The sequence below is a fragment of the Achromobacter sp. JCM 18799 genome, assembly GCF_055395645.1.
The window spans coordinates 5674302-5694543 of the sequence record NZ_AP043866.1; the positions used below are offsets into that span (position 1 = coordinate 5674302).

Genomic DNA, 20242 nt, shown 5'->3' on the forward strand with positions numbered 1-20242 from the left:
GTCGTTCAAAGCGTGGCCTGGGTTCCCAGGATGGCGGTGGATTGGCTGGACAGGGTGCCGCCGTTGCCGTGCACCAGGGCCAGGTGCGCGTCGGCGATCTGGCGCACGCCGCATTCGCCGCGCAGCTGGCGGACGGCTTCGATCATGATGAAGACGCCGTACATGCCGGGATGTACGCAGCACAGCCCGCCGCCGTTGGTGTTGACTGGCAGCGTGCCGCCCGGCGCGATGGCGCCATTGGCGATGAAGTCCTTGCTTTCGCCCTTGGCGCAGAAACCCAGGTCTTCCAGGAACAGCAGGGTGTTGATGGTGAAGGCGTCGTACAGCTCCACCACGTCGATGTCCCGGGGCGCAACACCCGCCATCTCGAAGGCCCGCTTGCCGGATTCGGCCGCGGCGGTCACGGTCAGGTCTTCCATGGATGAGATCTGCCGGTTCCAGACCGCGGTGGCGTTGCCCAGCACATAGACGGGCGGGCGCGGCAGGTCGCGGGCGCGCTCGGCGCGCACCAGCACGTAGGCGCCGGCGCCATCGGTGACCAGGCAGCAGTCGCGCACGCTCAAGGGGTCGGACACCATGCGCGCCGAGAGGATCTGCTCCAGCGTGGCGGGTTCGCGCAACTGCGCTTCGGGATTGAGCTGGGCCCATTGGTTGGCGGCCAGCGCCACCTGCGCCAGGTGTTCGCGGCGCGTGCCGTACTGATGCATGTGGCGCGCGGCCGCCAGCGCGTAGGACGACAGGGGGCTCAGCGGCTCGTAGGGCGTTTCGTACGGCTGCGGATCGAACTGCTTGCGCACCCGGCCGATCTCGGCGCGGCTCAAGCTGGAGGTGCGTTGCGTGCTGCCATAGCAGACCAGCACCGCGTTGCACTGGCCGGAAGCCAGCGCGTGCAGCGCCGGCAGCAGGTGCGCGACGAAGCTGGAGCCGCCCAGCATGGTGCTGTCGATGAAGCTGGGGCGGATGCCCAGGTGTTCGATCACCGGCATGGCCCACATCGGCGCGGCCACGCTGGCGGTGCAGATGCCGTCGATGTCGCGCATGGTGAGGCCGGCGTCCGCCACCGCGCGCTGCGCCGCCTGCACCAGGATTTCCATTTCGGTGTAGCCCGCGGCCTGGCCCAGGCCCGCGTGGCCCACGCCGGCCACCGCCACGGCGCCGCGCAGATCGTTCAGCGTCATTGCGCCTCCTTGTTGGGTACGAAGACCAGGAGGCCGCGGCCATCCTGCTGCGCCACCTGCGCGCGCACCGCCATGCCGATGCGCACGGCATCGGGCGCGACGCCCTCCACCCGGCTCATCAGCCTGACGCCCTCCCGCAGATCGATCAGCGCCACGTTGTAGTCGCCGCCCGCCTCGGGCTTGCGGCGCACCACGGTGGTGGAATAGACCTCGCCGCGCCCGTCGGGCGCGGTCCAGCCGAGTTTGTCCGCGCCGCAATGCGGGCAGATCATGCGGGGGTAGAACACGGCGCGGTCGCAGCCGGCGCAATGCTGGATGAGGAAGCGGCCTTGGTCCAGCGCCTGGCGGTACTGCGCCTCTACGCCTTGCGGCGCGCCGGCCTGCAGATCGGGAACGGTCATGATGCCTACGGGTTCCAGTGGATGACGCTTGCAAGTGTCCGCACTGGCGGCGGCTTCGGCCATTCTTCATTGCTGAAGCTGGCCTTCCGCCGGCCCGTAGTGGGACGCCCTATGTCCTGCGCGAAGCCCGTCTTCGGAAGAGGCAGATTGTCCGGCGTGCCGGACCGTGGCTAGATACCGCAAAAGGAGCCCGACCATGAACCTGACCTGGACGCCGCAGGAGCGGCTATTCCGCGAAGAAGTGCGCGCCTTCGCCACGGACAAGCTGCCGCAGGACATACGCGGCAAGGTGTTGCGCCACCAGCGGCTGGAGCGCGAGGACTACGTGCGCTGGCACAACATCCTGGCCGACCAGGGCTGGGGCGCGCCGAACTGGCCGGTCGAGCACGGCGGCACCGGCTGGAACGCACTGCAGCGGCTGATCTTCGAGGTGGAATGCTTCAAGGCCGGCGCCCCGCGCCTGTTGCCTTTTGGCCTGTCCATGATCGGCCCGGTCCTGATGAAGTACGGCAGCGCCGAGCAGCAGGCGCGCCTCCTGCCGCGCATCGTCCGCGTGGAGGACTGGTGGTGCCAGGGCTACTCCGAGCCGGGTTCGGGGTCCGACCTGGCTTCGCTGTCGACCCGCGCGGTGCGCGATGGCGACGAGTACGTCGTCAACGGCCAGAAGACCTGGACCACGCTGGCCCAGTACGCCGACTGGATGTTCTGCCTGGTCCGCACCGACCCCGAGGCCCGCGCGCAGCGCGGCATTTCGATGCTGCTGCTGGACATGCGCTCGCCAGGCGTGACCGTGCGTCCCATCCGCACGCTGGACGGCGGGCACGACGTGAATGAGGTCTGGCTGGAAAACGTGCGCGTGCCCGTGGCCAACCTGGTAGGCGTGGAGAACCAGGGCTGGACCTATGCCAAGTACCTGCTGGGCCACGAGCGCACCGGCATCGCCGGCCTGGGCCATTGCCACCGCGAATTGGGCGTGCTCAAGCACATGGCGGTGCAGGCGCGGTCCCGGGGCAGGCCCCTGTTGGAGGACAGCCGGTACCGCGACCGCATTTCGCGCATCGAGGTGGACATCATGGCGCTGGAGATGCTGCTGCTGCGCGTGGCCTCCAGCAACGACGGCACGCCCGGGCCGGAAGCCTCCGTGCTGAAGATCCGCGGCTCCGAGATCCAGCAGGACCTGGCGATGCTGCAGATGGAGGTGGCGGGACCGGACGCCTGGCCCTATGACCCCGATTGGCTGCAGGCTGACAAGGGATATTGCGGGCCAGGGCCGGAATTGGCGGCTGCGGCCGGCGCCGGCTATGCCGACATGCGCAAGACCTCGATCTACGGCGGCACCACCGAAGTGCAGAAGGGCATCATCGCCCGCCTGGTGCTGGGCCTGTAGGCCCGGCCTCGCGCAACCCGACAGGAAGACGACGCATGGATTTCATCTATACCGAAGAACAGCGCATGCTGGCCGACAGCCTGCGGCGCCTGGTGGACCAGGAATGGACGCACGCGCGCCGCCGCGCCCGCCAGGCGGCGGGCAAGCTGGATGCGGATGCCTGGGCCGCATTGGCCGAACTGGGCGTTTTGGGTCTGACCATCCCGCAGGATTTTGGCGGTTTCGGCGAAGTGCCGGCCAGCCTGCTGCCGGTGCATGTGGAGCTGGGCCGAGGGCTGGTGTCCGAGCCTGTCATCCCCAGCGCGGTCATGGGCGCGGCGCTGCTCGACGCCTGCGGCGGCGAAGCGCGCGGCCTGTGGCTGCCGGCCATCGCCTCGGGCGACGCCATCGTCAGCGTGGCGTACCAGGAGCCCGGGCGCCGCTACGACACCGATCCGCGCGATTGCCGCGCCAGCAAGGCCGCCGATGGCTGGCGGCTGGACGGCGTCAAACATCTGGTCTGGCACGGCGCGGCGGCCACCGCCTGGCTGGTCAGCGCGCGCGGCGAGGAGGGCGAGACCCTGTTGCTGGCCGTGCCGGCCGATACGGCGGGCGTGCGGATCACGGATACGCCCACGCTGGACGGCGCGCGCTGCGCCCGGCTGGACCTGAACGCGGTCAGCCTGCCGCGCGCAGCCCTGCTGGCGCAAGGGGCCGCCGCCGACCAGGCCCTGGCGCAGTCCCTGCAGTGGGGCACGGCCGCGCTTTGCGCGCATGCCGCGGGCGCAATGGAGCGGTTGCTGGAAATCACCGTCGACTACCTTAAGGCGCGCAAGCAGTTCGGCCAGCCGCTGGCCTCGTTCCAGGCCTTGCAGCATCGCCTCGCGGAAATGCTGGTGGCCAAGGAACTGGCTTTGTCCATGGCTTACGTGGCGGTGGCGGCCCTGACCGAAACCGACGCCGCGCAGCGCCGCCGCATGATCGCCTCGGCCAAGCTGGAAGCCGCGCGCGCCGGACGCCTGGTGGCGCAACTGGCGGTGCAGCTGCATGGCGGCATGGGCATGACCGACGAGCTGGACGTGGGCGATTACTTCAAACGGCTGACCGTCGTCGACCAGCTGCTGGGCGATACGGCCGAACAACTGGCAGTGTTGGAGGAACTGGCATGAGCGCGGCGTCGACGACCCAGGGCGAAGGCGGCTACACACAAATCCGATTTACGTTGGAGCGGGGCGTGGGCCTCATCACGCTGAACCGGCCCGACCGGCTGAACAGCTTCACGGAAGTCATGCATGCCGAGCTGGCGCGGGCGCTGGATGCCGTGGAGGCCGACAGCAGCCTGCGCGGACTGATCATCACCGGCGCGGGGCGGGGCTTTTGCGCGGGCCAGGACCTCGGCGAACGCAAGCCCGCGGAGGACGGCGCGCGCCGCGACCTGAGCCTGATCCTGGAGCAATGCTACCGGCCGCTGATCACCCGGCTGCGCAACCTGCCGGTGCCGGTGGTGTGCGTGATGAACGGCGTCGCGGCCGGCGCGGGCGCCAGCCTGGCGCTGGCTTGCGACGTGGTATTCGCGGTGGAGTCGGCGCGCTTCATTCAGGCCTTCAGCAAGATCGGCCTGCTGCCGGATGCCGGCGGCACCTGGTTCCTGCCGCGGCTGGTGGGTTCCGCGCGGGCCATGGGCGCCGCGCTGTTCGGCGAAGCGCTCAGCGCCAGGCAGGCGGAAACCTGGGGCCTGATCTGGCGCGTGGTGCCAGACGAGGCGCTGACGGATACGCTGGCCGAAGTCGCCGATACCTTGGCGGCGGGCCCCACGCGCGCCTATGCGGCCACCAAGGCCGCGCTGCACGCCTCCAGCGGCAACACGCTGGCGCAGCAATTCGATCTGGAATGCCGCTTGCAGCGCGAACTGGGCTACACCGACGACTACCTGGAAGGCATGCGGGCGTTCGCGCAGAAGCGTCCGCCGGCATTCACCGGTACCTGAGAGTGGCGGCTCGCTGTCAGGGCGTCCGCGCCGCCTGGATCTGCTCGATGAGTTCGCGCGCGCAGCCCGGCAGGGCGTCGATGTCGCGCACCAGCAGCTTGCGTTCGCGCACCACCCAGGGCTCGTCCAGCTCGACCACGCGCAGCTTCATGTCGGCGCCGTAGCGCCGCGCGGCGGAGTCGGGGATGACGCCGATGCCCACGCCCGCCTGCACCATCCGGCAGATGGAGTCGAAGCTGTAGAGCTGGATGCGCTGGGGCAGGCGCTGGCCCACCTGTTCCAGCTGGTCGCGCAGGAAGGCGACCAGGGTGGAACCTTCGTGCATGGTGATGAAGGGATAGCGCACCGCCTCGGCCAGCTTGATCTTTTCCTGATCCTGCAAGGGATGGCCGTTGGGCACCACCAGCACCAGCTTGTCGGTGCTGAAGTGGACGGTCTGCAATTCGGGCGCATCCACCGGGCCGGCCACGATGCCCAGGTCGGTGGTGCCGTCCAGCACGCCGCGCACGATGTCGCGGGTCAGGCGTTCCTGCAGGTCCACGGTGACGCCGGGGTGGCCGGACAGGAACTGCGCCAGGATGTCCGGCATGAATTCCGTGACCGCCGTGGTGTTGGCGAAGATGCGGATGTGGCCGGCGTCGCCGTCGGCCTGCTCCTGGAAGTCATGTTTCAGGTGGTCCACCTGGCGCATGATGACCCGCGCATGCTGCAGCAGCTTCTGGCCCGCGGGCGTGATTTCGACGCCGCGGCTGTCGCGGTACAGGAGACGGGTATTGAGCTGGTTCTCCAGCGCCTTGATGCGCACGCTGACGGCCGCCAGGGACAGGTGGGCCCGCTTGGCAGCCTGGGTCAGGCTGGGGGATTCGGCGATGTGGATGAACAGGCGTAGGTCGGCGAGGTCGAAGTGCATGGGCCATATATTACGGCGCGAGGCGTCGGGCCGGGAGGCGGGCGTGCGATTCAGGCAGCGCAAACCCCGCCTTGAGCAAAAACGAATTCACAAGCGGGACGGCTTGCGGGCATGCTTCAGTCTGTAAAAACCCCAGCAGAGGATATCGGCATGACATCTACAGATCCGGCCGCCTGGATCGGCAGCGGCGAGCGCAAGGCGGACGCCATGGATCCCGGCCACGCCGCGCGCATCGCGGCCACCCTGGGCGGCCCGGCGCCGGTCCAGGGCGATGCCTTGCCGCCGCTGTGGCAATGGGCGTTCTTCATTTCCACGGTGGGCATGGACGGGCTGGGGACGGATGGCCATCCGGCGCGCGGCGGCTTTTTGCCGCCGGCCCAGGACCGCAACCGCATGTGGGCAGGCGGCCGGGTCGAGTTCCGCCGGCCGCTGTTGGTCGGCGTGCCCGCCGAGCGCGAGTCCACGGTGGTCGACGTCAAGGAAAAGGCGGGGCGCACCGGCGCGCTGTTGTTCGTGACCGTGCGCCACGAGTTCCGCCAGGAAGGCGAAGTCGCCATCCACGAAGAGCAGGACATCGTCTACCGCCAGCCGACCCCGCCCAAGCTCACGGGCAGCGAGCCCGCGCCGCAGGCGCAGTGGCGCGATACCGTCGAGCCGTCGCCGGTGCTGCTGTTCCGCTATTCGGCGGTGACCTTCAACGGCCACCGCATCCACTACGACCATCCCTACGTCACTGGCACCGAGGGCTATCCCGGATTGGTGGTGCACGGCCCGCTCATCGCCACCGAGATGGTCGCCGCCTTCACCCGCGCTCATCCGCAGGCGCGCCTGACCCATCTGTCGTATCGCGGCCTGCGCCCGCTGATTGCGCCTGCTCCCTTCCAGGTGGCCGGCCGCTTGACCGAGCCGGGCGTGGCCCAGCTCTGGGCCGAGCAGGACGGCACGCTGGCCCACCAAGCTGAACTGAGGTTTACAGAATGAGCATAGAGGCCCCCCGTCCCCTGGACGGCATCACCGTCGTCAGCCTGGAGCACGCGATCGCCGCGCCGTTCTGCACCCGCCAGCTGGCGGACATGGGCGCGCGCGTCATCAAGATCGAACGTCCCGGTGGCGGGGATTTCGCCCGCGGCTACGACGAACGCGTGCGCGGCCTGTCCTCGCATTTCGTCTGGACCAACCGGTCCAAGGAAAGCCTGACGCTGGACCTCAAGCGCGAGGAGGCAGGCGGCGTCATGGAGCGCCTGCTGGAAACGGCCGACGTGCTGGTGCAGAACCTGGCGCCCGGCGCCGCCGCGCGTCTGGGCCTGTCGTTTGATGCCCTGCACAAGAAGTATCCGCGGCTCATTGTCTGCGACATCTCGGGCTACGGCGAAGGCGGACCCTACCAGGACAAGAAGGCCTACGACCTGCTGATCCAGAGCGAAAGCGGCTTCCTGTCGGTGACCGGCACCAAGGACGATCCGGTCAAGGCCGGCTGCTCCATCGCCGACATCGCCGCCGGCATGTACGCCTATTCCGCGATCCTCAACGCACTGCTGCTGCGGCAGAAAACGGGCCTGGGCAGCCGCCTGGACGTTTCCATGCTGGAGAGCATGGTGGAGTGGATGGGCTTTCCCATGTACTACGCCTTCGACGGCGCCGCGCCGCCCGTGCGCGCGGGCGCGGCCCACGCCTCCATCTATCCCTACGGTCCGTTCCCGGTGGGCGACGGCGCCACCATCATGCTGGGCCTGCAGAACGAGCGCGAATGGCGCGTGTTCTGCGCCCAGGTGCTGCGGCAGGCGGAGCTCGCGGAAGACCCGCGTTTCATCTCCAATTCGCTGCGCACCGCCAATCGCGACGACCTGCGCGCGCTGATCGTGGCCGCCTTTGCCGACCTGTCCATCGAACAGGTGACGCAACGGCTGGAGGACGCGCAGATCGCCAATGCACGCGTCAACGACATGGCCGGCGTCTGGGCTCATCCGCAGTTGCAGGCCCGCGGCCGCTGGAGCCAGGTGGACAGTCCCGCAGGCGAACTGCCCGCGCTGCTGCCTCCGGCCAGCAGCAACGCCTTCGCGCCGCGCATGGCCGCGGTGCCCGCGGTGGGCCAAAACACCGATGCGGTGCTAGCATCATTGGGATACGCGCCCGATCAGGTGGCGCAGTTCCATGCATCGGAGGTCGTGTGACGCATCCCGTTGTCCGTAGCGCGCTGTTCGTGCCGGCGTCGCGCCCCGAGCGCATCCCCAAGGCGCTGGCCGCGGGGGCCGATGCCGTCATTGTCGATCTGGAAGACGCGGTGGAGCATCTGGCCAAGGCGGCCGCGCGGGAAGCGCTGTGCGATTTCCTGGGGACGAATCCGCGTGCGCGGCTGTGGGTGCGGATCAACGATGCCTCCACCTCCTGGCACGACGACGACCTCAAGGCCTGCCGCGGCAAGCCCGGGGTCGCCGGCGTGCTGCTGCCCAAGGCCGAGAGCCTGGCGCAGGTGCGCCACGTGGTTCAGGCGGGCCTGCGGGTGATTCCCATCCTGGAGACCGCCCAGGGCATCCTCAACGCCGCGGAAGTCGCCGCCACGCCCGGCGTGGAGCGCCTGGCATTCGGCAGTCTGGACTACGGCCTGGACATGGGGTTGACGCCCGATACGCCGGGAGCGCAAACCGTGCTGGACCAGGCGCGCGTGCAGGTGCTGCTGCACAGCCGCGCGGCCGGGCTGGCGCCCGCGCTGGACGGCGTGTTTCCGGGCATCCAGGACCAGGCCGGGCTGGCGCATGCCGCCGCCCGCGCCCAGCAGATGGGCTTTGGCGGGATGCTGTGCATCCACCCCAGCCAAGTGCCGGTGATCCACGCCGCCTTCGTGCCCGCGGCGCAGGAGCTGGCCTGGGCGCGCCGCGTCATCGCCACGCACCGCGATACCGCGGCCGGCACCTTCATGCTGGACGGCAAGATGGTCGACGCCCCGGTCATCGCGCGCGCGCGGCTGGTGCTGGCGCAGGCGGGCGAAACCTCCGGCTTCTAGGCCGGATCCGATCACTCCTTTCCGGCAGGTCTATGAGCGAAGCGCTCTTCATCGGACACACTTATATCGACGTCACCGTGCTGGCGGACGAATGGCCCACGGGCGATGAAAAAAGCGTGGCGCGCGATTACGCCGTGTCCTTCGGCGGCAATGCGGTGACGGCCGCGTTCGCCTGCGCGCGGCTGGGGACGCCGCCAGATCTGATCTGTTCGTTGGCATCGGACTGGCTGGGCCACATGTACACGGACATGGCGGCGGCGCACGGGGTGTCGCTGCATGCGCGCAAGGTGGGCCGCTCGTCCCTGTCCTTCATCATGCCCAATCACGGCAAGCGCGCCATCGTGCGCGCGCGCGACGTGGACTACCTGAACGACTTTCCGCGGCTGGATATCGGCGGCTACCGCGTCCTGCACCTGGACGGCCATCAGCCCGACGCCGCCTTGCATTACGCGCAGGCCTGCCGGCAGGCGGGCGTGCTGACCTCGCTGGATGGCGGCGGCGTGCGCGAGAACACCGACGAGCTGCTGCGTCACATCGACGTGGCGGTCTGCGCGGAGCGCATGTGCGAGCAATTGGGGCTTGCGCCGTCAGGCCTGCTGGAACTGCTGAAGGCGCGCGGCTGCCGTATTGGCGCGGTCACCATGGGCGAACGCGGCATGCTCTGGTATGACGAGACCGGAACGGTGGATGTCCTGCCTGCGCTGGACGTGCCGGCCGCCAGCATCGTCGACACTTCGGGGGCCGGGGATGTGTTCCACGGCGCCTACGTCTGGTCCTATCTGAACCGGCCGGAGCTGCCCTGGGTAGAGCATTTCACCTTCGCGCGCGCGGCTTCGGCCCACAAGATCCAGCATCTGGGCAATGAAGCGGGCCTGCCGCAGGTCGAGGACGTGGAGCGCGCGTTGATGGCCTACGCGCCGAAGGATTGAACGCCTAGCTGGCGATGCGCGCTATCGGCTGGTCGTGGATCGCGGCGATCCAGTCGTCGATGGGCTTGCCTTGCAGCGTCAGGCCGGGGGCCAGGTCGCGCAAGGGCAGCAGCACGAAGGCGCGCAGGTGCATGCGGGGGTGGGGCAGCGTCAGCCGCTCATGGTCCAGCACGGTGTCGCCATACAGCAGCAGGTCCAGGTCCAGCGTGCGCGGCGCATTCTTGTAGGGGCGCTCGCGGCCATGCCGGTTTTCCAGCGCCTGCAGCGCGTCCAGCAGCTCTAGCGGGGCCAGATGCGTGTCCAGCGCCGCCACGGCGTTGACGAAGTCGGGGCCGGAGGCTTCGACCGGCGCGCTGCGGTAGAACGGCGATGCCGTCACCGCCGCGATGCCGCCGGTTTCCTGCAATTCAGCCAGGACACTGCGCAGCGTGGCTGCGCCGTCGCCCAGATTGGCGCCCAGCGCGACGTAGGCGCGCACAGGAGCGGTCATGACTCAACCCGCTGCGGGCGGCGTGCCACGCGACGGCGAACGGCGCGGACGGCGGCGCTTGCGCGGGGCGGAGGGGGCGTCCCCGGCATCGCGCGGCTGGCGAGACACCTCTTCGATCATCTCGCTGCGGATGACGTCGTCGGCGTTGGCCAGGTCCATCCACCATTGCGCCAGCACGCTGTCGAACTCGCCGGCCGCGGCGCGCAGCTGCAGGAAGTCGCAGGCGGCACGGAAGCGCGGCTGTTCGATCATGCGGTAGATGGTCTTGCCCATGCGGCGCTCGAAGCGCGGCTGCATGAACCAGATCTCGCGCATGTCCGACGAGAAACGGCGCTGGATGGCGAGCTTTTCGGTCTGTTCGTCCAGCACCGAATCGGCGGCTTGCGACAGCGCGGGAATGGTGTGCTCGCCTTGGGCGCGCAATTGCTTCCAGCGCGCTTCCACTTGCTGCCACAGCAGCGCGGCGAACAGGAAGCTGGGGCTGATGGTCTTGCCCGAGCGCACGCGCGCGTCGGTGCGTTCCAGCGCAAGCTCCACGAAATGCTCGCCGCCGGGCTGTTCCAGCACCACGTCCAGCAAAGGCAAGAGCCCTTTGTGCAGGCCGTCGGCGCGCAGTTGGCGCAGGCAGTCCATGGCATGGCCGCAGGTCAGCAGCTTGAGCATTTCGTCGAACAGGCGCGAGGCCGGCACGTTTTCGATGAGCTCGGCCATGGTGCTGATGGGCTGGCGCGTGGCCGGGTCGATGGTGCCGTTCAGCTTGGCGGCGAAGCGCACGGCGCGCAGCATGCGCACCGGGTCTTCGCGGTAGCGTTTGACCGGGTCGCCGATGATGCGGACCTGGCGCTTTTTCAGGTCGGCCACGCCGTTGTGGAAGTCGATGACTTCCTCGTTGTGCGGGTCGTAGTAGAGCGCGTTCATGGTGAAGTCGCGGCGCGCCGCGTCTTCTTCGTGCGAGCCGAACACGTTGTCGCGCAGGATGCGGCCGTGCTCGTCGGTCTCCTGATCTTCCGAGGCGGGTGCGCGGAAGGTGGAGGTTTCGATGATTTCCTGGCCGAAGACCACGTGCACCAGCTGGAAGCGGCGGCCGATGATGCGGGCGCGGCGGAACAGCGGACGGATCTGTTCGGGCGTGGCGTTGGTGGCCACGTCGAAGTCCTTGGGCTCCAGGCCCACGATCAGGTCGCGCACGGCGCCGCCGACGATGTAGGCGTCATAGCCGTGCTGGCGCAGCACCTCGCAGACCTTGATCGCGTGGCGCGATACGTTGCGGCGGTCGATGCCGTGCTTGTCGCGCGCGATGCGCAACGGCCCCCGGGCTGCCGGCGCGAATAGTCGGCCGACGAATTTTTTTATGGTTTCAGTGATCATTTAGGACTTCGAATCTTCCATGTGGTCGAACAAGTCGATCACCTGCCAGCCGCGCTCCTGGGCGATGCCGCGCAGGGTGGGGCTGGGGTTGGCTGCGATCGGGCGGGTCACTTTCTCCAGCAGGGGCACATCGTTGACCGAATCGCTATAGAAAAACGATTCCGAAAAATCCGCAAGCCCCAATCCCATGCCGGCCAGCCAGTCGTTGACGCGCACCACCTTGCCTTCCTTGAAGCTGGGCGTGCCCAGGATGCGGCCGGTGTAGCGGCCGCGCAGGTATTCCGCGTCGGTCGCCACGAGGTGGGGCACGCCGAAGGCGCGGGCGATGGGCGCGGTGACGAAGCTGTTGGTGGCCGTGACCACGGCGCACAGGTCGCCGGCTTCCAGGTGCGATTGCACCAGGTCGCGCGCGGCGGGCGTCATGGATGGGCGGATCACTTCTTCCATGAAGGTTTCGTGCCAGGCCGCCAGGTCGTAAGGCGTGTGCGCGGCCAGCAGGCCGAGCATGAATTCGGCGGCCTGCTCGGCGGTGAGCTCGCCGCGGTTGTAGCGATCCATCAGATCGTCGTTCTGGCGGCGGGCTTCGGCGGGATCCCCGGCGCGGCCCGTGCGAGCCAGGTAGTCGGCCCATTGATAGTCGCTATCCAGCGGCAACAGGGTGTGATCCAGGTCGAACAGGGCGAGACGTCGGGAGGTCATGTGCGTTGTGAATCAGGATCTGCGAGCATGGCCCGCAGTAGAGGCAGGGTGATGGGACGGCCGGTGGCCAGGGAATAGCGGTCCAGCGCGTCGATCAGCGCCGCCAGCTTGCGGATGTCGCGCTCATGGTGCGTGAGCATCCAATTGATGATTTCAGGCGCCAGGTGCATGCCGCGGTCGGCCGCCTGGGCCGACAGGGCGGCCAGCTTGTCGGCGTCGGACAGCGGATCCAGGCGGAAAACCAGGTCCCAGCCCAGGCGCGTGCGCAAGTCCTCGCGCAGCGGCATCGACAGCGGGGCGCGGTCGCCGGCCAGCGCCAGCGCGAAGGCGCGGCCGGTGGCGGCGGATTCGCGCCAGCGGTTGTAGAGCGCGAACAGGGCGGCCTGGCGGCTGTCGTTCATGCGGTGTACGTCGTCGACCGCCACGAACTTGGGCATGGGCGACTTGGAATCGGCTTCGGCCAGGCGGCGCAGCATGTTTTCGCCATTGTTGGCGTCGATATAGACGGCGTCGGGGCGGGCGGTCAGCGCGCGCAGCAAATGGCTGCGGCCGCAGCCCGCGGCGCCCCAGATATACAGGGCGCGGCCGGGAAGCAGCGCGCGCACTGCCGCCAGCGCTTCCCCGTTGGGGCCGGCGATATAGTTGTTCAGCGATGGCGCTGGCGCGGGGAGAACGTCAAGCAGCAGCTGGCGGTTCATGGGAGCTTACAGGGTGCCGAAACGAGGCGGGTAGTACGGGTCAATACGGCTACAGGTCAAAACAACAGGTCAAAACGTCACTGGCCCCGGGGTTTCCACCACGGGAACCGGCAAAATCAATACCGGCCAACCCTACACTTTAAACCACCTGGGGCCAGGGTGTCGCGTCGACGGGCCTGGACTGGCTTGGGTTTGCGCCGACCCGGCCCCGCTTGCCCGCCCTGGCCGGGCGAGCCGGCGCGGTCCCTGTCCGGAGCGCTTTGGCGGCGCCGATCCCTGCTAGTCCCCGCAACATCGTAAAATGCAGGGCGTTCCACCAAAATCCCAGCAATTGTTACATACCCCACGGCATTTCTCATGACGAATCAACCTACCGCCCCTATGACCTACCGCGATGCCGGTGTCGACATCGACGCAGGCGACGCCCTGGTCGACCGTATCAAACCGCTTGCGGCGCGCACCATGCGTCCCGGGGTGCTGGCCGGTATCGGCGGCTTTGGCGGCTTGTTCGAAGTGCCGAAGTCGTACAAGGAACCCGTGCTGGTCTCGGGCACCGACGGCGTGGGCACCAAGCTGCGCCTGGCGTTCGACTGGAACCGCCACGACACCGTGGGTATCGACCTGGTCGCCATGAGCGTCAACGACATCCTGGTGCAGGGCGCGGAGCCGCTGTTCTTCCTGGACTATTTCGGCTGCGGCAAGCTTTCGGTGGATACGGCGGCGGCCGTGGTGGGCGGCATCGCCAAGGGCTGCGAATTGTCGGGCTGCGCGCTGATCGGCGGTGAAACCGCAGAAATGCCGGGCATGTATCCGGACGGCGAGTACGACCTGGCCGGTTTCGCGGTGGGCGCGGTGGAAAAGTCCGCCATCATCACGGGCCAGTCGATCAAGACCGGCGACGTGGTGCTGGGCCTGGCTTCCAGCGGCGCGCACTCCAACGGCTATTCGCTGCTGCGCAAGATCCTCGAACGCGCCAACGCCAAGCCCGACGACGATTTCCACGGCCAGCCGATGGTCGACGTGGTCATGGCGCCGACGCGCATCTACGTGAAGCAGGTGCTGGCCGCCCTGGCCAAGCATGGCACCAGCATCAAGGGCCTGGCCCACATCACGGGCGGCGGCTTGCTGGACAACGTGCCGCGCATCCTGCAGCCCGGCCTGTCGGCCAAGCTGCACCGCGCCAACTGGGAAATGCCCAAGCTGTTCCAGTGGCTGCAAGAGCAGGGCCAGGTCGAGGACACCGAGATGTACCGCGTCTTCAACTGCGGCATCGGCATGGTGCTGGTGGTGGACCCGGCGCAGGCCGAAGCCATCGCCGCGACGCTGCGCGAGCAGGGCGAGACCGTCAGCACGCTGGGCGAGATCGTCGAGCAAAAGGAAGGCATGGCGCAGACCTTCGTGGTGTAAGCCTGGCCGTCTGCAATGAAAACCGCGCCTCGGCGCGGTTTTTTTTGTGCCTGCGTCCGCCTAGCCGCGTCCCGCCAGCGCCACGGCCATCGCGTCGATGGTCTGCGCCACGGCATCCGCCGCCAGGCAGTCCGCGATGACGCGCTCGGGCTGCGCGCGCAGCCAGGTGATCTGGCGCTTGGCCAGTTGGCGCGTGGCGGCGATGCCTTGTTCGCGCGCGGTGGCCAGGTCAACCTCGCCGTCCAGGTGCGCCCACATCTGCCGGTAGCCCACGCAACGGACCGAGGGCAGGCCAGTGTGCAGGTCGCCTCGGGCGCGCAGGGCGCGGACTTCGTCGAGCAGGCCGCGCTCCAGCATGGCGTCGAAGCGTTGTTCGATGCGGGCATGCAGCGCGGCGCGGTCGGAAGGTTCCAGGCTGATGGTGAGGTACTGGTTACCCGTCGCGTCGCGCGGACGCTGGCTGCGCAGCAGCAGGGCGGACATGGGCTGGCCGGACAGCATGCAGATCTCCAGCGCGCGCTGGATGCGCTGGCTGTCGTTGGGCGCCAGGCGCGCGGCGGTGACGGGATCCAGCTGCGCCAGTTCGGCATGCAGCGCGGGCCAGCCCTGAACGGCGGCGCGCGCTTCCAGTTCGGCGCGTAGCGCCGGATCGGCCTGCGGCAGATCGTCCAGGCCGTCGCGCAGCGCCTTGTAGTACATCATGGTGCCGCCCGCCAGCAGCGGGATGCGGCCGCGCGCGCGGATCTCGTCTATCAGGCGCAGCGCGTCGGCAACGAAGTCGGCGGCGGAGTACGACTGGATGGGGTCGAGGATGTCCAGCAGATGCTGCGGCACCAGCGCCTGTTCCTCGGGCGAGGGCTTGGCCGTGCCGATGTCCATGCCGCGATAGATCGTGGCCGAATCGACGTTGACGATTTCCAGCGGCCAGCGCTCGGCCAGCGCCAGGGTGGAAGCGCTTTTGCCGGCCGCGGTGGGGCCGGCCAGGCAGATGACCAGCGGCGCCGCGGTGGGGAAGGAGGACGGCGACAAGCTTATTGCCCACGCAGGAAGAGCTTGTCCAGGTCGGACACCGACCACTGGATCCAGGTGGGGCGGCCGTGATTGCACTGGTCGGCGCGTTCGGTGGCTTCCATCTGGCGCAGCAGCCCGTTCATTTCTTCGATGGTGAGCTTGCGGTTGGCGCGCACGGAACCGTGGCAGGCCATGGTGGACAGCAGTTCGTTGCGCTGTTCGGTCAGCAGGCGCGAAACGCCCACGGCGCCCAGGTCGCGCAGCACGGCGCGGGCTAGCGTTTCGATGTCGCCGCGGGCCAGGATGGCCGGCACCGAACGCACCGCGATCGAGGTGGGGCCGGAGGGACGCATTTCGAAGCCGAGTTCGTTCAGCTGTTCTTCGTATTCCTCGACCAGCGCCACGTCTTTTTCCTGGGCATGGAACACCACGGGCACGAGTAGATCCTGGCGCGGCAGGCTGCGCGCGTCCAGGGCTTGCTTGAGCTGTTCGTAGACCACCCGCTCGTGCGCGGCATGCATATCCACCAGCACGATGCCGCGGCGGGTCTGCGCCAGGATGTAGATGCCGTGCAGCTGCGCCAGCGCCATGCCCAGCGGATGTTCTTCGTCCGCGGGCAGGACGGCGGCGGGAGCCGGCGCGGGTTCGCGCAGCGGCGCGGTCTTGGCGGCTGAGTCGTCATCCAGCGGGCGGTAGAGCGATTGCCAGTCCGCGGCCGGAATGCCGGCGGGTTCGGCATGCAGGCGGAACGGCACCTGGGTGTGCGGGCGCTGTGGCGCGGGCGATGGACGCAAGCCGTAGGACGATGGTGAGCTGGCGCCGTTGTAGGCGGGCCGGGGCGCGTCCGCCATGGGCCGGGGGCTGGCGGCTGGCGTGTAAGGCGTCGCTTGCGCGGCGGCGTCAGACGTTGCGGCGGCGGGCCGGGCCACGGTTTCGAAGCCGGCATCGTCCGCGTCGTCGTTTTGCGCGGCGGGCGTCGCGGCGGACGCGCCGCCGGTCTGCGCCAGCGTCTGGCCGACCGCATGCGAGACGAAGCGATGCACCGCGCCGCTGTCGCGGAAGCGGACCTCGTGCTTGGCAGGGTGCACGTTCACGTCCACGGCGGCCGGGTCGATGTCCAGGAACAGCACGTAGGCGGGCTGGCGGTCGCCATGCAGCACGTCGGCGTAGGCGGCGCGCAGGGCGTGGCTGACGGTGCGGTCGCGCACGTAGCGGCCGTTCACGTAGAGATACTGGCGGTCCGCGCGGGCGCGGGCCGCGGTGGGGCGGGTGATCATGCCCGCCAGGCTGACCGTGCCGACGGAATGCGACAGCAGCAGGCCGTGTTCGGCGAATTCCGCGCCCAGCACGTCGCGGATGCGCTGCGGCGGTTCGGCGGGCAGCCATTGGCGCTGCGCGCGGTCGTGATGGAACAGGCGGAAGGCGATCTGCGGATGCGCCAGCGCGATGCGCTCCATGGCATCGACGCAATGGCCGAACTCGGTGGCCTCGGAGCGCAGGAATTTGCGGCGGGCCGGCACGGCGTCGAACAGCTGGCGCACGTCCACCGTGGTGCCCGGAGGACCCGAGGCGGGGCTGACCTGCATGCTGCCGGCATCGATCTGCCAGGCATGCTCGCCGTCGCGGGTGCGGGAAATGATGGTGACCTGGGCCACGGACGCGATGGAGGCCAGCGCTTCGCCGCGGAACCCCATGGATGCCACCGATTCCAGCTCGTTCAAGGAGCGGATCTTGCTGGTGGCGTGGCGCGCCAGCGCCAGCGGCAGCTCTTCGGGCGGAATGCCGCCGCCGTCGTCGGTCACGGCGATGCGGCGTATGCCGCCGCCTTCCAGGCGCACTTCAATGGCGCGTCCGCCGGCGTCGATGGCGTTTTCGAGGATTTCCTTGAGCACGGATGCCGGCCGCTCGATCACCTCGCCGGCGGCGATCTGGCTGATCAGCAGGTCGGGAAGCGCAAGAATGGAGCGGCGTTCGGTCATGTGGCTGGCGTTCAGGTATGGCTATGTGGACGATTTTAGCGTCATGGGCGGGTGGGCTATAGTCGCGGACTGATATCCCATTCCGCTGGCAGGGTTGCTTCAATGCTCGAATTTTTCAATATGGTGCTCCACATCGACAAGACGCTCGGCGTCTGGGTCGCGCAGTATGGCGTGTGGGTGTACCTGGTGCTGTTCCTGATCGTTTTTGCGGAGACGGGGCTGGTCGTGCTGCCCTTTCTGCCGGGGGACTCGCTGCTGTTCATCGCGGGCGCGTTCGGCGCCACCGGGCATATCGATCCGATCCTGATGGGAGGGCTGCTGATTGTCGCCGCCATCACCGGCAATACGGTGAACTACTTCATCGGACGCTATATCGGGCCGCGCGTGTTTTCGATGAATCTGCGCTTTCTGGACCGCGGCGCGTTGATGCGCACGCACGCGTTCTATGAAAAGCACGGCGGCAAGACCATCGTGATGTCGCGCTTCATTCCGGTCGTCCGCACCTTCGCGCCCTTTGTCGCGGGCGTGGCCGACATGCCGCAGTCCCGCTTCCAGCTGTTCAACATCCTGGGCGCGCTGCTGTGGGTGGTGAGCCTGGTGGCCGCGGGCTACTTCTTCGGCAACATCCCGCTGGTGCGCGAACACCTGAACACCATCGTGCTGCTGGGCCTGGCCGCCGCCATCGTGCCGGTGATCGGGGCGGGCCTGTTCAAGCTGATCAAGGCCAAACGCGGCGCGTGAAGCGCCGCGGCGTACGCTGCGGCACACGCGTCAAACCAGTGAAAAGGGCGTTGCGCCGTGAAGCGCAACGCCCTTTTTTATGCGGCGGCAGCCGTCGCCGTCAGCTCACATCGCCCAGCCGCGCCAGCGGCGGATTGGCGGTGAAGTAACGCTGGATGCCCGTCATCATGGCCTGCGCCAGCTTGTCCTGATGCGAGGTGCTGCGCAGCAGGGCTTCTTCCTGCGGGTTGCTGATGAAGGCGGTTTCGACCAGCACCGAAGGAATGTCCGGCGCTTTCAGGACCGCGAAGCCGGCCTGCTCGACGCTGTTCTTGTGCAGGCGGTTGATCTTCTTGATTTCGTCCAGGAAGGCGCTGCCGACCTTGAGCGAATCGTTGATCTGGGCAGTGGTGGACAGGTCCAGCAGCACCTTGGTCACCTGGCGGTCGTGGCTGCCGAGGTTGACGCCGCCGATCAGGTCGGCCGCGTTTTCCTTGTCCGCCATCCAGCGCGCCTGGGCGCTGGTGGCGCCGCGCTGCGACAGCGCGAACACCGACGAGCCGTTGGCCGAAGGCTTGATCCAGGCGTCCGCGTGGATCGAGATGAACAGGTCCGCGTGCACACGGCGCGCCTTCTGCACGCGCACGTGCAGGGGCACGAAGTAGTCGTCGTCGCGCGTGAGATAGGCGCGCATGTAGGGCTGGCTGTCGATCAGCGCCTTCAGGCGCCGGGCGATGCGCAGCACCACGTCTTTCTCGCGCAGGCCGCTGCTGCCGATGGCGCCCGGGTCTTCGCCGCCATGGCCGGGGTCCAGCGCGATGGTGACCATGCGCTGCTTGCCGCGGCCGGCGGTGGCGGGCGGAGGCTTGGGCGCGGTGGGCAGCGGAGGCGCCGGCTGCTGGCCGCGCACGCGCGGCGGCTCGGGCGGATCGGCGCGGGTCACCGGGTTGCGCTGGATGTCTTCCAGGATGCGGGCCAGCGGGTCGTCCACATCGGGGCCGGTCTGCTTGTTCAGGATCGCGACCAGCGGATCCTGGGCGATCTTCGGGTACAGGTCCAGCACCAGGCGGTACTGGTAGTCGGCCACGGGCTTGAGCGTGAACACCTGGGGCGCCACGGGCTGCTTCAGGTCGAACACCAGGCGCACCACGTTGGGGCGGTTCTGCGCCACACGCAGACTCTGGATGTAGGGGTCGTCGGGCCGGACCTTGGAAACCAGGTCGTTCAGGGCCGCGCTGATGGTCAGTCCCTCAATGTCCACCACCAGGCGGTGGGGGTTTTCAAGCGTGAACTGCTCAGCCTTGAGCTCGCTGTCGAGCTCCAGCGTGACGCGGGTGTATTCGTCGGCCGGCCAGGTGCGCACAGCCAGGATGGTCGCCGCCTGCGCCAGGCGCGGCAGGACCGGCAGGACGAGCAGGGTGGCGGCGACGCTGATCAGGCGGCGCCGGGTGGCGCCTGCCGAGGGGAGGGCGCCGACTGGGGCGGGGGGACAATCGCGTTCAACCATGTTTGTCCTCGAGCGGTGTACGCGGTCAGGGTGGCGTCGCGTCCGTCGCCTGCATAGGCTAGGGAAATCAGCAGGTCGGGAGGGGGCAAAAGACCCCCGGCCCGCTCCGGCCATTCGATCAAAACGACTGCGTCGTCACGCAGTAAATCCCGGAATCCTGCGTCCAACCATTCTCGCGTATCACTAAATCTATAAAAATCAAGGTGATAGAAGTATAAGTTAGAAACTTTATAGGATTCAAGCAGCGCGTAGCTGGGACTTTTGATCCGTCCCGTGATGCCGCATTCCCGCAACAGGGCCCGTGTGAAGGCGGTTTTCCCCGCGCCCAGGTCCCCTTGGAGGTGGATGTGTCCCCCTGCCGGACCGGCCTGGCCGCCGGAAACCAGGGGGGCGAGCCGACGCGCCAGCGCTTCCGTGGCGGCTTCGTCGGGCAGGTGCAAGGTCAGGCTGCAAAGAGGGGCGGACATGGCGCGGGGCGAGTGGTAAAAACGGTGGAGGGAGCACGGATGTTTGCGCAATTATAGGAATGCGGGTTTCTGCTAACCTATAACTGATTGTCATTCTCAACACTATCGTGGTTGGCGCGCCGCC

The 20242-nt window shown here is 68.2% G+C and carries 20 protein-coding genes; 9 read left to right on the forward strand and 11 right to left on the reverse strand.

Features of this window, described 5'->3' with window-relative positions:
* Nucleotides 1–5: 5 nt before the first annotated feature.
* Together ACZ5YA_RS26780 and ACZ5YA_RS26785 are read right to left on the reverse strand one after the other, a co-directional pair.
* Entirely contained in the window at nucleotides 6–1178 is a 1173-nt protein-coding gene (locus ACZ5YA_RS26780) for a thiolase (protein ID WP_251877841.1), read from the reverse strand.
* Nucleotides 1175–1579 carry a Zn-ribbon domain-containing OB-fold protein gene (locus tag ACZ5YA_RS26785; protein ID WP_464091456.1) on the reverse strand — a complete coding sequence of 135 codons (405 nt, stop codon included), beginning with the start codon at nucleotides 1577–1579 and terminating at the stop codon, nucleotides 1175–1177. Before ACZ5YA_RS26785 ends, ACZ5YA_RS26780 begins: the two co-directional genes overlap by 4 nt.
* A 196-nt stretch (nucleotides 1580–1775) precedes the next feature.
* Here ACZ5YA_RS26785 and ACZ5YA_RS26790 point away from each other — a divergent pair, with 196 nt between their 5' ends.
* Genes ACZ5YA_RS26790 through paaG form a run of 3 tightly spaced genes read left to right on the forward strand, consistent with a single transcriptional unit; the run spans nucleotide 1776 to nucleotide 4932 of the window.
* Nucleotides 1776–2966 carry an acyl-CoA dehydrogenase family protein gene (locus tag ACZ5YA_RS26790; protein ID WP_464091457.1) on the forward strand — a complete coding sequence of 397 codons (1191 nt, stop codon included), beginning with the start codon at nucleotides 1776–1778 and terminating at the stop codon, nucleotides 2964–2966.
* Nucleotides 2967–3001: 35 nt separating this feature from the next.
* Nucleotides 3002–4114 (forward strand): acyl-CoA dehydrogenase family protein, encoded by a 1113-nt coding sequence (locus ACZ5YA_RS26795; protein ID WP_251877835.1) that lies wholly within the window; start codon nucleotides 3002–3004, stop codon nucleotides 4112–4114.
* Entirely contained in the window at nucleotides 4111–4932 is an 822-nt protein-coding gene (gene paaG, locus ACZ5YA_RS26800) for a 2-(1,2-epoxy-1,2-dihydrophenyl)acetyl-CoA isomerase PaaG (RefSeq protein WP_464091458.1), read from the forward strand. Before ACZ5YA_RS26795 ends, paaG begins: the two co-directional genes overlap by 4 nt.
* Before the next feature lie 16 nt (nucleotides 4933–4948).
* Here paaG and ACZ5YA_RS26805 read toward each other — a convergent pair whose 3' ends face one another.
* Nucleotides 4949–5842: a LysR family transcriptional regulator gene (locus ACZ5YA_RS26805; RefSeq protein ID WP_059371546.1), complete on the reverse strand. Its 894-nt coding sequence runs from the start codon at nucleotides 5840–5842 to the stop codon at nucleotides 4949–4951.
* 150 nt (nucleotides 5843–5992) lie between these two features.
* Between ACZ5YA_RS26805 and ACZ5YA_RS26810 the strand changes: the two genes are divergently transcribed.
* The 4 genes from ACZ5YA_RS26810 to ACZ5YA_RS26825 are packed head-to-tail and all read left to right on the forward strand — an operon-like array spanning nucleotide 5993 to nucleotide 9772.
* Nucleotides 5993–6823: an HTD2 family dehydratase gene (locus tag ACZ5YA_RS26810; protein ID WP_059371547.1), complete on the forward strand. Its 831-nt coding sequence runs from the start codon at nucleotides 5993–5995 to the stop codon at nucleotides 6821–6823.
* Nucleotides 6820–8013, forward strand: a complete 1194-nt coding sequence (locus tag ACZ5YA_RS26815; protein WP_118932395.1) for a CaiB/BaiF CoA transferase family protein — start codon at nucleotides 6820–6822, stop codon at nucleotides 8011–8013. The genes ACZ5YA_RS26810 and ACZ5YA_RS26815 overlap by 4 nt, the downstream gene beginning before the upstream one ends.
* Entirely contained in the window at nucleotides 8010–8843 is an 834-nt protein-coding gene (locus tag ACZ5YA_RS26820) for an HpcH/HpaI aldolase/citrate lyase family protein (RefSeq protein ID WP_059371549.1), read from the forward strand. The genes ACZ5YA_RS26815 and ACZ5YA_RS26820 overlap by 4 nt, the downstream gene beginning before the upstream one ends.
* 32 nt (nucleotides 8844–8875) lie before the next feature.
* Nucleotides 8876–9772: a sugar kinase gene (locus ACZ5YA_RS26825; RefSeq protein ID WP_059371550.1), complete on the forward strand. Its 897-nt coding sequence runs from the start codon at nucleotides 8876–8878 to the stop codon at nucleotides 9770–9772.
* Nucleotides 9773–9776: 4 nt separating this feature from the next.
* Here the strand turns inward: ACZ5YA_RS26825 and ACZ5YA_RS26830 are convergent, their stop codons facing one another.
* From ACZ5YA_RS26830 to hda, 4 genes are read right to left on the reverse strand one after another with little or no spacing between them, the layout of a single operon-like run.
* Nucleotides 9777–10262: a 2-amino-4-hydroxy-6-hydroxymethyldihydropteridine diphosphokinase gene (locus ACZ5YA_RS26830; RefSeq protein ID WP_280015437.1), complete on the reverse strand. Its 486-nt coding sequence runs from the start codon at nucleotides 10260–10262 to the stop codon at nucleotides 9777–9779.
* A gap of 3 nt (nucleotides 10263–10265) precedes the next feature.
* Entirely contained in the window at nucleotides 10266–11630 is a 1365-nt protein-coding gene (gene pcnB, locus ACZ5YA_RS26835; RefSeq protein WP_059371552.1) for a polynucleotide adenylyltransferase PcnB, read from the reverse strand.
* The gene (locus tag ACZ5YA_RS26840) at nucleotides 11631–12329 is read right to left on the reverse strand and encodes an HAD family hydrolase (RefSeq protein ID WP_059371553.1); all 699 of its coding nucleotides are present in this window, start codon (nucleotides 12327–12329) and stop codon (nucleotides 11631–11633) included.
* Nucleotides 12326–13027, reverse strand: coding sequence for a DnaA regulatory inactivator Hda (gene hda / locus ACZ5YA_RS26845; protein ID WP_059371554.1), 702 nt, complete (start codon nucleotides 13025–13027; stop codon nucleotides 12326–12328). The genes ACZ5YA_RS26840 and hda overlap by 4 nt, the downstream gene beginning before the upstream one ends.
* Nucleotides 13028–13384: 357 nt before the next feature.
* Between hda and purM the strand changes: the two genes are divergently transcribed.
* Nucleotides 13385–14434, forward strand: coding sequence for a phosphoribosylformylglycinamidine cyclo-ligase (purM, locus tag ACZ5YA_RS26850; RefSeq protein ID WP_054457472.1), 1050 nt, complete (start codon nucleotides 13385–13387; stop codon nucleotides 14432–14434).
* Between the two features lie 60 nt (nucleotides 14435–14494).
* On the opposite strand, the gene miaA is transcribed toward purM, so the two are convergent.
* Together miaA and mutL are read right to left on the reverse strand one after the other, a co-directional pair.
* Nucleotides 14495–15463 carry a tRNA (adenosine(37)-N6)-dimethylallyltransferase MiaA gene (miaA, locus tag ACZ5YA_RS26855; protein WP_464091459.1) on the reverse strand — a complete coding sequence of 323 codons (969 nt, stop codon included), beginning with the start codon at nucleotides 15461–15463 and terminating at the stop codon, nucleotides 14495–14497.
* Between the two features lie 2 nt (nucleotides 15464–15465).
* Nucleotides 15466–17424 carry a DNA mismatch repair endonuclease MutL gene (gene mutL, locus ACZ5YA_RS26860; protein ID WP_059371556.1) on the reverse strand — a complete coding sequence of 653 codons (1959 nt, stop codon included), beginning with the start codon at nucleotides 17422–17424 and terminating at the stop codon, nucleotides 15466–15468.
* Between the two features lie 102 nt (nucleotides 17425–17526).
* On the opposite strand from mutL, the gene ACZ5YA_RS26865 reads away from it, so the two are divergent.
* The gene (locus ACZ5YA_RS26865; RefSeq protein WP_118932392.1) at nucleotides 17527–18165 is read left to right on the forward strand and encodes a VTT domain-containing protein; all 639 of its coding nucleotides are present in this window, start codon (nucleotides 17527–17529) and stop codon (nucleotides 18163–18165) included.
* A 100-nt stretch (nucleotides 18166–18265) separates the two neighbouring features.
* On the opposite strand, the gene ACZ5YA_RS26870 is transcribed toward ACZ5YA_RS26865, so the two are convergent.
* Nucleotides 18266–19651 carry an N-acetylmuramoyl-L-alanine amidase gene (locus ACZ5YA_RS26870; RefSeq protein ID WP_464091460.1) on the reverse strand — a complete coding sequence of 462 codons (1386 nt, stop codon included), beginning with the start codon at nucleotides 19649–19651 and terminating at the stop codon, nucleotides 18266–18268.
* Nucleotides 19579–20118, reverse strand: coding sequence for a tRNA (adenosine(37)-N6)-threonylcarbamoyltransferase complex ATPase subunit type 1 TsaE (gene tsaE, locus ACZ5YA_RS26875; RefSeq protein ID WP_118932391.1), 540 nt, complete (start codon nucleotides 20116–20118; stop codon nucleotides 19579–19581). Before tsaE ends, ACZ5YA_RS26870 begins: the two co-directional genes overlap by 73 nt.
* Between the last annotated feature and the right edge of the window lie 124 nt (nucleotides 20119–20242).